The organism is Paenibacillus sp. FSL K6-0108 (assembly GCF_045040695.1).
GTDB lineage: Bacteria > Bacillota > Bacilli > Paenibacillales > Paenibacillaceae > Paenibacillus > Paenibacillus pabuli_B.
Genome location: NZ_CP150288.1, coordinates 2,374,008 through 2,386,576 on the forward strand (window position 1 = coordinate 2,374,008; position 12,569 = coordinate 2,386,576).

The 12,569-nt window shown below is 47.7% G+C and carries 9 protein-coding genes; 5 read left to right on the forward strand and 4 right to left on the reverse strand.

What is annotated here, in order from left to right; translation table 11 throughout:
• Window positions 1-32: 32 nt before the first annotated feature.
• The gene (locus tag MHB49_RS11085) at window positions 33-2,030 is read right to left on the reverse strand and encodes an LTA synthase family protein (RefSeq protein ID WP_405156144.1); all 1,998 of its coding nucleotides are present in this window, start codon (window positions 2,028-2,030) and stop codon (window positions 33-35) included.
• A gap of 214 nt (window positions 2,031-2,244) precedes the next feature.
• Complete coding sequence (locus tag MHB49_RS11090; protein ID WP_247903104.1) at window positions 2,245-3,396, reverse strand: class I SAM-dependent RNA methyltransferase; 1,152 nt, start codon at window positions 3,394-3,396, stop codon at window positions 2,245-2,247.
• Window positions 3,397-3,635: 239 nt separating this feature from the next.
• On the opposite strand from MHB49_RS11090, the gene MHB49_RS11095 reads away from it, so the two are divergent.
• Window positions 3,636-4,268, forward strand: coding sequence for an O-methyltransferase (locus MHB49_RS11095; protein ID WP_405156145.1), 633 nt, complete (start codon window positions 3,636-3,638; stop codon window positions 4,266-4,268).
• Between the two features lie 236 nt (window positions 4,269-4,504).
• Here MHB49_RS11095 and MHB49_RS11100 read toward each other — a convergent pair whose 3' ends face one another.
• Window positions 4,505-5,716, reverse strand: coding sequence for an asparaginase (locus MHB49_RS11100; RefSeq protein WP_405156146.1), 1,212 nt, complete (start codon window positions 5,714-5,716; stop codon window positions 4,505-4,507).
• 507 nt (window positions 5,717-6,223) lie between these two features.
• Between MHB49_RS11100 and MHB49_RS11105 the strand changes: the two genes are divergently transcribed.
• Window positions 6,224-7,429 (forward strand): cytochrome P450, encoded by a 1,206-nt coding sequence (locus tag MHB49_RS11105; RefSeq protein WP_405156147.1) that lies wholly within the window; start codon window positions 6,224-6,226, stop codon window positions 7,427-7,429.
• Window positions 7,430-7,557: 128 nt separating this feature from the next.
• On the opposite strand, the gene MHB49_RS11110 is transcribed toward MHB49_RS11105, so the two are convergent.
• The gene (locus tag MHB49_RS11110; protein ID WP_247901963.1) at window positions 7,558-8,769 is read right to left on the reverse strand and encodes an MFS transporter; all 1,212 of its coding nucleotides are present in this window, start codon (window positions 8,767-8,769) and stop codon (window positions 7,558-7,560) included.
• 204 nt (window positions 8,770-8,973) lie between these two features.
• Between MHB49_RS11110 and hemE the strand changes: the two genes are divergently transcribed.
• Genes hemE through hemY form a run of 3 tightly spaced genes read left to right on the forward strand, consistent with a single transcriptional unit; the run spans window position 8,974 to window position 12,405 of the window.
• Window positions 8,974-10,038 carry a uroporphyrinogen decarboxylase gene (gene hemE / locus MHB49_RS11115; RefSeq protein ID WP_405156148.1) on the forward strand — a complete coding sequence of 355 codons (1,065 nt, stop codon included), beginning with the start codon at window positions 8,974-8,976 and terminating at the stop codon, window positions 10,036-10,038.
• Window positions 10,031-10,981 (forward strand): ferrochelatase, encoded by a 951-nt coding sequence (gene hemH, locus MHB49_RS11120; RefSeq protein WP_405156149.1) that lies wholly within the window; start codon window positions 10,031-10,033, stop codon window positions 10,979-10,981. The genes hemE and hemH overlap by 8 nt, the downstream gene beginning before the upstream one ends.
• A complete protein-coding gene (hemY, locus tag MHB49_RS11125) occupies window positions 10,981-12,405 on the forward strand; it encodes a protoporphyrinogen oxidase (protein ID WP_405156150.1) in 1,425 nt (474 codons plus the stop codon). The genes hemH and hemY overlap by 1 nt, the downstream gene beginning before the upstream one ends.
• The last annotated feature ends 164 nt before the right edge of the window (window positions 12,406-12,569 follow it).

The following is a 12,569-nucleotide window of genomic DNA, read 5'->3' on the forward strand; positions in this document are numbered from 1 at the left end:
AGTGGCTTGGTAAGCGTACCGTTCCTTATCTGTTAGGATTCGGATTCAGACGCTTGCTCCTCGCGAAAACGCGAGATCAGGTCAAACGTATTAACCGTATCTGACACATGCAGTCGCTTTGTTGCTTCATCATGACCAGGTCGGCAAGCATTAATATCGGTTTTGGTGCCTGTAGACAGATCGTAACAGGAGCCGCTGTCGTACAGGTAATCATCCGAAGGGATATAGAACAGGGAGCCATCTGTAAATGCACCACTACGCAATACCACCATGCGGGAGGAACCGTCGTACACATCGTTGCCCATGTGGTAGTAGGATTGATCTGAAATACCCAGCAGATGCAGTACTGAAGGTGTAATATCCAGTTGTCCCGCAGGCTCGTCAATCGTTCCCGTGGCGGCTCCGTCAGGCAGATGTACCAGCAAAGGCACCTCGTTCATAATCTGCTCCATATCCACATCATTCAGCGAACGTCCGAGAAATTTCTCATATTGAGGCTGCTCCTTGATGGAATTATCGTGATCCCCATAGAACATGAAGATCGTTTTGTCCCATAATCCCCGATTTTTCAGGTCTTCCACCATGCTGCCGAGCGCAGAGTCCACGTAATGAACGGATTGCAGATAGTTGCCAAACATCGTTCCTTTGAATTCCCCGACATCCAGCTGCTGTTTATCTTGGGGCAGCGCGTATGGATGATGACTGCTGAGCGTAATGAGGAATGAATAGAACGGTTCTGTAACCTCGCTGCTCATTTTCTCAACCGATTGACGGAAAAAGGACTCATCCGACAGCGACCAGCCAAGGGGGTCATCCTGTTCAAAATCATTTTTACTGTAGAACTTGTCATACTTCATATTCTGATACATCGTATAGCGATTCCAAAATCCGCTCTCATAGGCATGAAATACATTTGTACTATAACCGTGATCCTTCAAGATCGAAGGCAGGGAATCGTAACTGTGGTCTGCGTATCGGACAAACGCGGATCCAACTGACAGTGGATGCAATGAAATATTGGCTCCAAAGTCGGCATCCGATGTTCGCCCTTGACCTGTCTGGTGATAAAAGTGACTGTAGTACTGGCTTTCCTTCATCAGCTCGTTAAAATGAGGCGTAATTTCCTGACCGCCAATGCTCTTGCCAATCATGAAATTCATGAAGGCTTCACCTTGAACAATGATCACATTGCTGTCTTTGTACTTGCCAAACATCGCATCTTTCAGTGGATCAGCCTGTTGTCTGCTCGCAAAATAAGCTTTTGCCTGCTCCAAATCGGCAGGATCAACCTCAGGTCCAGATCCCAGATGATCTTTGGCATAGTTGTACAGATCATAGCCATGAAAAGCAAGAAGTCCGGTAACATTGTACATGGATACGTTCCACCAATTGTTATCAAACAAGCCTTTCGCCCAGGTTTTACTATAATAATAAATCGGACCTACCGCCAGACCTAGACCCAGCACAAGGGCAATGCTGCCTGCCGTGAGTCGACGACGCATGGTTGTTTTGCGGGAATTTGATGAGTAAGAGTTCAACCCGTTCGAATATGCGCTGTAATCTCCACGGCGGTTACGTTTGCTGAACAAAAGGATCGCTGCATAGGGGATAATTACAAGCCAATCGGCGAAGAACCATAGATCACTGGCGTAGATGAGCGTAGCGATGCTGTCTCCCAGAGCGTCGACCTGTCTGGCTTGCATCAACACAGGAATCGTCAGAAAATCCTGAAAGTAGCGATAATAAACCATATCGGCATAGATCAGTGCAGTGAGCAGCAGATGGAGTATAACGAGTGATATAATCATACCCCGGCGAGGCAGCCACCAGGTCCAGAAGGACAGAAGCAGCAGCGAACCGATGGCAATCACTTTGTCCAGAAGCCCCATCGTAATGTTGTAAGCGTGCAGATTGTGGTGGAGCCACATTAATTTGAGCAGCATGAGTACAAGAAAAATAAGATATAACGTAAGTGGATGATTCAGAAGCCCGCGCGGCGTAAGGCTGCGTGTTGGCTTAGTGACAAACATATATGTCTCCCCCCCGGATGAATGGTTTTGTTAACGGAATGTAAAATAGGACTTTATCCATTATAGCGTGGTGTCATGGCTTTTCAACTATGCCCAGGGGAGAAAAACTTCATGCGGAAGCAATGTTATCAAGATCATCCATAAAGTCTCCTGGAATACATACAAAAAAACGCCCCAGCCGTGAAAGGCAGGGCGCTTGATCATTCCGATACTATTATTGTTGTGGTGTTTTATTGCGTGGAGGCAGTGGGCCCAAATACTGATAATATTGGGTTTCAATGCGTCCATTGAACAACTTGCGGCGCTTGTCTGCCTTGTGGCCAAAGTCTTCCTCGAAAGATTTGGTCGACGTAATGGCGAAAAAGGACCATGTTGGCATTTCAAGGTAAGTGCGCCCTAAAGAGCGCAGCAGCTTCTGCACTTCTTTTTCTTCACTCAAACGTTCACCATATGGAGGGTTGGTAATAATGACACCATATTCGCCCTGTGGTCTTGCCCGATGAGCGGGCAGAACGCTGACTTCAATATCTTTGGCGAAGCCAGCACTCTTGATTGCTGCCTGTGCTACCTCAATGGCTTCCGGATCAATGTCGCTGCCCGAAATTTGCAATGGAATATCATCGCGAACCGCGTCAAATGCTTCTTCGCGCGCCTGTTCCCACAATTCTTCAGGAATGACAGCCCAGTTCTCGGAGTTGAAGGTCCGACGAAGTCCTGGTGCAATGTTCCAGCCGATCATGGCGGCTTCAATCAGCATTGTGCCGGAACCGCAGCAGGGATCATAGAATGGACGGGATACATTCCAGCGGCTGAGCTGAATAAGCGCCGCAGCAAGCGTTTCTTTGAGCGGTGCTTCGGTTACGAGTTTACGATAACCCCGTTTATGGAGACCTGGTCCCGTCGTATCTAAAGTAAGCAAGGCGCGATCGTTCAGCAGAATGACCTCAATCACATAACGAGACCCATCCTCTGGAAACCACTCCGTGTCATAAGTCAGCTTCAGTTTCTCTACGATCGCTTTTTTCACAATTCCCTGTGATGCAGGTACGCTGCTTAGCTGAGATTTGTGGGAACGACCCTCAACTGGAAATTCGCCATCGGCTGGAATCCATTCCTCCCAAGGTAATGCTTTGGTACCTTCAAACAATTCATCGAAAGTTGTCGCCGGGAATTCACCCATTTTGACCAATACCCGATCGGAACTTCTCAGCCACAGATTACACCGGCAAATATCAATATAATCTCCAGTGAAGAAAACCCGGCCATTGTCGATCGTAACATCCTCATACCCCAGCTGCTTCAGTTCCCGAGCGACAACAGCCTCGAGTCCCATCGCCGAGGTCGCAATCAATTGCAATTGAGCCATGTGATTCATTTCAACTCCATTTCAAGCCGGAGAAGGAAAGTCCTTCTCTCAGCTGTATAGTGACGGGGCGGCCTTGCCGCTTTCCGTGAAAAAACTTACAATGAGAAATGCGGTGAGCTTTGCATTCATCTTTCGAGCTGATGCAGCAGTCAACCGCCTGTGTTTGACAACAAACATTTATTATAGAACATTGGCATCCATATGGAAAGCAGTCCAAGTGTCCAAGGAGGATTTTAGCGGTGAATCTGACCCCTGACGAATATGTAAATCAATTATTTCAAGAGGATGATCTCTTGTTAAAGGTAAAAGAAGCCATTCGATCGAACGGTATGCCGGAAGTTTCGGTTGCAGCGGCTTATGGGCGTTTGCTTACTTTTCTCGCGAAGACATCGAAAGCGGAAGCTGTACTCGAAATCGGCGTGCTGGGCGGATATAGCGGGATTTGTCTAGCTCGCGGTTTAAGTGACGGGGGAACCCTGACTTCGCTGGAACTGAAAGAGGAATACGCAGCGATGGCTCGTGGTCATCTGGAGGAAGGAGGCTTTGGGGATCAAGTCGAATATCGAATCGGCCCCGCAGCTGACAGTCTGGAGCAGCTGGCACAGGAAGGACGTACCTTCGATTTCTTCTTCATTGATGCAGACAAGGAGAATTATCCCGTATACCTCGATTACGCTATTAAGCTCGCACGGCCTGGGGCGGTCATTGTGGGAGATAATTGTTTCCTGCGTGGCCGTACGCTGAATCCGGATAAGCAGGGTCCGGCTGTCCTAGCGGTTCGACGCTTTAACGAGCAGATGGCCAGTGATTCGCGCCTCGTAACAACGATGCTCCCGGATTATGATGGTCTGGCTCTGGCCTGGGTGAAGTAAGAAAATCAGCTCACAAGGCAAAGCTCTGATGAACCGACATTAAAGAGGTCTGTCCGTCACTGCCATCCATCCAAATGAAATGAACGGTATATAAATGAAACGATGCCCATGTTGCATTCTGTATTTTGCATGCAGGAGATTGAGGACATCAGCCAAAAAGAAGAGACGACCAGACCCTGGGTACTAGGGGATGTCGTCTCTTCTTTTTGGCAAAATATAAAGTGATAAGAGCCTTATTAAACTTCCGGTGTTCCGTAAGTCTCAAACCATTTTTTGATTGTGTCAAAATCATCGCTGAAGGATAACCCAAGCATTAACAAAATGCGTGCTTGCTGCGGACTGAGGTTGTCACCGGCGATCACGCCTTTCCCTCCACCGTATACACTGCCTGAACCTGTCCGAGTGGTCGTTACGAAGATTACGCCATCCTCCACCGCTTTGGTACGTGCTTGTCCCATCGCTCTGGAGATCCCGCCTGCTCCAGTACCGGACGTGACGATTCCCTTGGCGCCGCCCTTCACAAATCCTTCAATGGCTTCGCCGCCAGCTTCCTGATAGGAAATCGCAATTTCCACCTTGGCGAGATCCGCCTTCGTGATTTTGCTCAGGTCGAATGCCGGTTTCAATGCACCTTCAGGCTTCAAGGCACGTGCAGGAGCACGGTAAATTCGAATGTTTTCTTCATCAATATAACCTACTGCACCAAGCATCGGGGTTTCGAACGTGTCTGTTCGATAATCATTCGTTTTGGTCACGCCACGTGCCAATTGAATGGTATCGTTCAACATCAGCACGGTTCCAAATGAAGTGGTGCGCCCACTGCCTGCGAGCTTGATGGCGTTGTACAGATTCGCTTGTGCATCTGAGCCAATAACCGTCCAAGGGCGCATGGACCCAGTAATGACGACGGGTTTGTCACTTTGTACGGTCATATCGAGGAAATAGGCGATTTCCTCCATCGTATCTGTACCGGTGGTAACCACAACGCTGTCGTACTGAGCCAGAGCCTTGTCTACCGTCTGAGATAAGTCATAGAGATCAGCCATGGTATAAGAGCCTGAACCTGAATTTCCGAATTGGAGTGTGCTAACATCTGCAATCTTCTGTTTGTCCGGTAAGGCATCGACCATTTCTCCAATCGGGAGTGTACCAGCCTTATAGTTCTGGAAGCTGGTTGCATCCTCGGATTGACCTGCAATCGTACCACCCGTTCCAATGACCAGAACATTAGGCAGTGCGGATTGTTTGAACGACTCAGATAGAGCAGGGATGGTCGTATTGCGAGCCGGAGTGGATGATGCGGACTGAACTGCACTGGTTGTGCCGCTCACTTCTACCGTAGCAGCCTGAGCCGAATAGGTCCCGATGGGGGACAGGGAGATGGTCAGAGCTGTCAAAGCGGCTGTGCTCCATACAGCCCAAGGACGAAGATTTGAAGTTTTTTTCATGAAAAGCACTCTCCTTCAGGTTAGTTTCGTGTGATGTTTGTTGAGGATGATATGTAGATGAATTAAATTGATTGTATTTGATGTTAAGTAATATGACAATTGTAGATAACGATAGAGTAATCGGTTACATTGATAGAAATGTAGAGTATATAGTGTATTTATGAGGTTTAATGGATAAATATGAGGAAATAAAAAAAGAGAATAAAGGATATAAAAACATAATACATAAATTTTAATGTTATATTTTATAACATATGAGTCTTTTGGCCTGATCAATTTAGAGGAAAATTTTGGGGAAAGTGTTGCAGGATCGTCCACAGCAGAAGTGACCTTATCCAAAACGAATAATGGGGGTGTAAGTTAGCAAGTCTTGGCGATTTTTGTAATACGATCTAGGAAATGAGGCTCAATTATTGCCAAATATTTGTATGCTCATAGCGTTGAGTCTATAATATAGGGTGATTTCAATATGTAAAAAAATATATATAAATGATTGGAGGAGAAACGATGAACCGAGCACCCAGAAAGTATGCCAATTACATTCCGATCCGGGAGCTGGAGGCGGTGGAGAAGCAATTACTTCCCTTCCAGGTGTACGCTGAACTTCGTGAAAATACTCCAGTCCGCTATGACAACCATCGAAAATGCTGGGATGTTTTCCGTTATGAAGATGTGCAATATGTGTTGAAAAACCCTAAACTTTTCTCTTCTGAACGTGATCGTGCCAACGCCAGCATGCTTACGACAGATCCGCCGAAGCACAAACAACTGCGGGATCTGGTTAATCAGGCGTTCACCCCTAAAGCAATTGAAGCGTTAGCTCCGCGGATTCAGGAAATCGCTGATGAATTATTGGCTCCGCATTTTTCAGAAGGTCGTATGCGACTTATTGATGATCTTGCAACTCCACTTCCTGTTATCGTGATTGCCGAACTGATAGGTGTCCCTGCCTCAGATCGCCAAAAGTTTAAAGAGTGGTCTGATGCACTTGTGAAGGGTGCGCGGGATGACAGTGATGAAGCTTTCCAGGAATTGATGGAAGAAAAGAAACGAAACCAGCAGGAACTGGCAAGCTACTTCACGGCCATTATGGAAGAAAGACGTCAGCGACCCGAGGATGATCTGATCTCTTTACTGCTTGCTGCGGAGATTGAAGGGGAGAAGCTGACGGCAGAGGAAGTGGTCGGATTTTGCATCTTGTTACTTGCTGCCGGTAATGAAACCACAACCAATCTAATTACCAATGCTGTTCGTATTCTGTCAGAGCAGCCTGAGCTTCAGCAGCAGCTGCGAGAACATCCTGAACTTATTTCAACTTCAGTAGAGGAAACACTGCGTTATTATCCGCCAATTGTGGCTATTGGGCGTATTGCCAAAGAAAACGTAGAATTGAACGGACAAACGATTCAGGCGGGGGAACAGGTGATATCCTGGGTAGGATCGGCCAATCGGGACAGTGCTCAATTCGATCAGCCAGAAAAGTTTGTACCTGACCGCAAGCCGAACAGGCATATGGGCTTTGGATTTGGTATTCATTTTTGTCTCGGTGCGCCGCTTGCAAGGCTTGAGGCAAGGGTTGTACTTCAGACGATGCTTCGGCAAATGGAAGATATTCAACTTATGCCTGATAGCGTTTTGCAGCCGATTCAAAGTGCTTTTGTATTCGGTGTCAAAGAATACCCGATTCAATTCAGAAGCCATCTGGCGCCATAAATCCGTTTGAGGTTTAAATAAACAAGTGATTGAACAAATAAATACTTAAATGCCAAAAGCCGCTTTCAGCCTAAATAGATGCTGAAAGCGGCCTTACATAAGAACTTAATATTATTGGGAATTCAATGTTAGGATTCCCTGATCAGAGGGGGCTTTTTGTACAATTTGAATCTCACCCACACCATATTCAGAAGCAATAAACCACCAGAGACGATGAATAGGCCTTCGATGCCGATGAAACCGGCCATAAAGCCGCCGATTACGGCTCCAAGCATGTTACCCAGAGCGAGTGTGCTCGTGTTAAAGCTGAACGCCCGGCTTATCATGCTGTCTGGTGTGTAGGAGCGAATGAGCGCGTTGACACTTGGAAGCAGGCCACCCATGAACACACCCATCATGAATCGGACGATGATGAGCTGCCATACCGTCTGTACGAAAGCCTGAGGTATAAGCATGAGCCCAGTTCCTATTAAAGAGAATGTAAGTACCTTGTGTGAACCGATCCTGTCGCTGAGCTTCCCGAGAACCGGGGACATGGCCATGTTGGATAGTCCCGTGACTGCTCCGACAAGCCCTGCCCAAAAGGCGACGTTCACATCCGAACCGTGCAGTTTCTGTACATACAGCGGCAAGAGTGACATCGGGCTGATCATGGCAAACTGCAACAGGAATGTTACAGCAAATAACGCAGGCAGCTGGGGAGACTTGTTCAGTTCCTTCAGGCCGGACAATACGGATTGTTCGGGTAGTTTGGCCGCTTCCTTGCGGTCAAACTTCTCTCTGACCAGGAACATGGCGAGCATCGAAGCTGCGAAGATCAGTCCGCCAGTAATATAGAAGATAGGGCGGAAGCCAACTGCATCAGCGAGCAAACCACCGATCAGAGGACCCAGAATTGTACCGGCTACTTGGCCGGATTGGCTGATACCCATGGCAAAACCCATGCGATCCTTCGGCGTTGTACCGGAGATCAATGCAACGGCTGCCGGATTGAACCCGGAGATCGTACCGTTGAGCAGTCGTAATAAAAGAAGCTGCCACGGGTTCTGTGCAAAACCCATCAGGGCGATAACAATCGCCATCCCGAATCCGGATCGCAGCAACATAATTTTTCGGCCGTACTTGTCGGACAATTTGCCCCACAAGGGCTGGAACAAAAATGAGGTGAGGAAGTTGGCAGCAAATATAAATCCCGCCCATATGCCAATCTCATGCTCACCAACCACGCCAAGATCCTTGGCGAGATACAGGGACAAAAACGGTGTAATCATGGTCATGCCCGAATTGACCAGAAATTGTCCAAACCAAAGCACAATGAGGTTTATTTTCCACGTTTTCAAAGTGCTTTCACTTCCTTTCCGATCGTTTCTGCAAAGTTTCAAAAAAACACGATTCTTTCATTATAACATAATTTGCATATGGATGAGGGGATGTAACGAATGTCATAGTATTGTCATCGGAACAGATCGACACGTGGTTGTTACCGCTCTTTAAAAAGGGCATAATGTTATTTATGAGTCCAAAAACTATTGGAGGCTTCTTACATGAGCTATAATGATCGTCTGATTCAGGCCAGCTTCAAACAGCAGGTGGACCGTGTTCCCGTGTGGTACATGCGTCAGGCTGGGCGTTATGATCCTGAATATCGCAAGATTAAGGAAAAGTATTCTTTGCTCGAAATTTGCCGTCAACCTGAGCTAGCAGCTGAAGTTACACTCATGCCGGTACGTAAACTCGGTGTGGATGCGGCTATTTTGTATTCCGATATTATGAATCCGGTTGCTTCCCTCGGTATAGATTTTGATATTGTTAAAAATATTGGACCTGTGATAGACAATCCAATCCGCACGGCGGCAGATGTGGATCGTTTGCGTCCGATTGATGTTGAAGGAGATCTGTCTCATATACTGGAGACGATCCGAATTCTGGACAAGGAACTGGATGTACCCCTGATTACATTTGCCGGTGCACCGTTTACCATCGCCAGCTATTTGATTGAAGGCCGACCTTCCAAAGGGTACATACGAACCAAAACGATGATGTACAGTGAACCGGAAATGTGGCATAAATTGATGCAGAAATTGGGCGATATGGTGATTACATATGTCCGTGCACACATTGCGAACGGCGGCAAGGCATTCCAGCTGTTTGACAGCTGGGTAGGCGCGCTTTCACCAAATGATTTTAGAACGTATGTGTTGCCGACGATTACTCGTATCTTTACCGAATTATCGGATTTGAATGTACCGAAAATTTATTTCCCGGGTGTGGCTTCTGGTGAATTGCTGCCAACCCTGCATGATCTTCAAGCTGATGTGATTGGGCTCGATTGGAGAGTGTCGATATCCGAGGGACGCAGACGATTGGGTGGGAAATTTGCCGTGCAAGGCAATCTGGACCCCTATGTGCTGACTGCACCGATGGATCTGATCAAGCAGCATGCCAAATTGATTATTGACGAAGGTATCAGGGAGCAGGGGTATATTTTCAACCTGGGACACGGATTATTTCCTGAAGCATCTTTGGATAAATTAAGAGAACTCACGGCGTATATTCATGAATATTCTGCTGAAGCATTGAAGACTGGGGTGACGGTTACTAATGACTAATACAATAGGTGTACTGGTGATGTCGTATGGCACACCTGAGAACATGGAAAGTATTGAAGCGTATTACACTCATATCCGGAGAGGCCGTCCGCCTGAACCGGAACAACTTAAGGAACTGACCGACCGTTATGAAGCGATCGTCGGGGGGGTATTCCCACTTCGGGAAAACACGGATAATCAAGTTAAGGCTCTTCAAGAGACGTTAAACAGAGATGACCGTTCCCGTGAGGTTGAATTCCGTTGTTATCAAGGGTTGAAGCATGCATATCCGTTCATAGAGGATGGCGTCGAACAGATGGCCAAGGATGGCATTCAGACCGCAATAGGCATCGTATTGGCACCACATTTCTCCACGATGAGTGTAGGGAGCTATATCAAGCGGGCACGTGAGAAAGCGGAAGAACTGGGTATTCAGATGTCCTTTATTGAGAGTTATCACCTGCATCCGAAGTTGATTCAGGCTCTATCCACACGTGTTAGCGCCAAATTGGATGAGTTCGAGGAAGCGGGAGCCAAGCGTGGGGATGTACGGGTATTGTTCAGTGCACACAGCCTGCCAGCGCGAATTGTAGATATCGGTGATCCATATCCGCAGCAACTGCTGGAGACTTCGGAAGTTATTGCTTCCCGTCTAGGAATTTCGAACTGGCAGTTCACGTGGCAAAGTGCGGGGCGGACGGCGGAGCCATGGCTGGGTCCTGATATTCTGGACACGCTTCAGGATCTTGCTCGGGAGCAGGTTGAGGATGTGCTTGTAGCACCGATTGGATTCGTATCGGATCATCTGGAAGTACTTTATGATCTTGATATTGAAGCAAAAGCGATTGCCAAAGAGATCGACATGCGCCTCATGCGTATCGATTCTCTGAATAGCGACCCGCTTTACATGGAAACGTTAAGTGACGTCATTATTGGCCAGTGGCAGCAAGGAACAGATGTGTAATGGAAGACCATAAACGTCGTGTTGTTGTTGTCGGCGGAGGTCTGACCGGCCTGAGCGCGGCATTTTATATCCGGAAGCATTACAGGGAAGCCGGGATTGAACCTGCAATTACATTGGTTGAGAAGAGTTCTTCCATGGGTGGCATGATTGAGACGCTGCACCGGGATGGGTTCGTTATTGAGAAGGGGCCAGATTCATTCCTTGCTCGCAAAACGGCGATGATTGACTTGGCTAAAGAGCTGGAAATCGATCATGAGCTGGTCAGCCAGAACCCGGAATCCAAAAAAACGTATATCATGCAGCGTGGCAAGTTACATCCCATGCCGGCAGGACTCGTGCTGGGAATTCCAACGGAGTTGAGACCATTTCTAAAAAGTGGTCTTGTATCTCCGGCAGGCAAGCTGCGGGCATTAATGGATTTTGTCATCCCTCCCCGTCGCACAACGGAGGATGAATCGCTCGGTTACATGATTGAGCGCCGTCTTGGAGCGGAAGTGCTTGAAAACCTGACTGAGCCATTGCTTGCGGGCATCTACGCAGGGGATATGCGGCGATTGAGTCTTCAGGCAACCTTCCCGCAATTCGGCGAAGTGGAGCGGGATTACGGCAGTTTGATCCGGGGAATGATGACTGGCCGCAAACCGGCTGAGACCCATACGGGAACGAAGAGAAGTGCTTTTCTGAACTTCCGTCAGGGCTTGCAGAGCCTCGTTCACGCGCTTGTACATGAATTGCAGGACGTGGATCAACGACTGAACACTTCCGTGCAATCCCTGGATGTTCAGACTGGTGATTCGGCCAGATATAGCATTCAACTGAATAACGGAGAGTATCTTGAAGCAGATGATGTAGTCATTACTGTACCTACGTATGTTGCATCCGAACTGCTGCAACCGCACGTGGATACAGCGGCTCTGGATGCAATTAATTACGTATCGGTAGCGAATGTGGTGCTGGCTTTTGAGAAAAAAGATATCGAACATGTATTTGATGGATCTGGTTTCCTTGTTCCGCGTAAGGAAGGCCGCAATATTACAGCGTGTACTTGGACATCAACCAAGTGGCTTCACACGAGCCCGGACGACAAAGTACTGCTTCGTTGTTATGTTGGCCGTTCGGGAGACGAACAGAATGTGGAACTGCCGGATGATGTACTGACGGATCTGGTGCTTAAGGACTTGCGTGAAACGATGGGCGTAGAGGCGGTTCCGATCTTCTCGGAAATTACCCGGCTGCGCAAATCCATGCCGCAGTATCCGGTAGGTCATCTGCAGCACATTGCAGCACTCCGGGAGGAGCTTGACAGCAAATTGCCGGGGGTATACATCGCGGGCGCCGGTTATGAAGGTGTGGGGTTGCCTGACTGTATTAAACAGGCGAAGGAAATGTCAGTTCAAGCGACACAGCGAATTACTGCATCATAATGAAGGACATGGCTGTCTCAATCGTAGAGTTTTCTACAAGGGAGACGGCCTTTTTTATACTAATAAAGTGAGAAATAAAGGAGAAGTGGTACTCTTCAATGCTTGCAGTTCCAAGGAATGATGGAAATCCAGAATATGCCTGATATAATATGATAAGGATTGCT

Coding starts and splice junctions, on each gene's coding strand:
- hemE (WP_405156148.1), top strand. CDS start 8,974: ATGAGCTATAATGATCGTCTGATTCAGGCCAGCTTCAAACAGCAGGTG.
- MHB49_RS11085 (WP_405156144.1), bottom strand. CDS start 2,030: ATGTTTGTCACTAAGCCAACACGCAGCCTTACGCCGCGCGGGCTTCTG.
- MHB49_RS11090 (WP_247903104.1), bottom strand. CDS start 3,396: ATGGCTCAATTGCAATTGATTGCGACCTCGGCGATGGGACTCGAGGCT.
- MHB49_RS11100 (WP_405156146.1), bottom strand. CDS start 5,716: ATGAAAAAAACTTCAAATCTTCGTCCTTGGGCTGTATGGAGCACAGCC.
- MHB49_RS11105 (WP_405156147.1), top strand. CDS start 6,224: ATGAACCGAGCACCCAGAAAGTATGCCAATTACATTCCGATCCGGGAG.
- hemY (WP_405156150.1), top strand. CDS start 10,981: ATGGAAGACCATAAACGTCGTGTTGTTGTTGTCGGCGGAGGTCTGACC.
- hemH (WP_405156149.1), top strand. CDS start 10,031: ATGACTAATACAATAGGTGTACTGGTGATGTCGTATGGCACACCTGAG.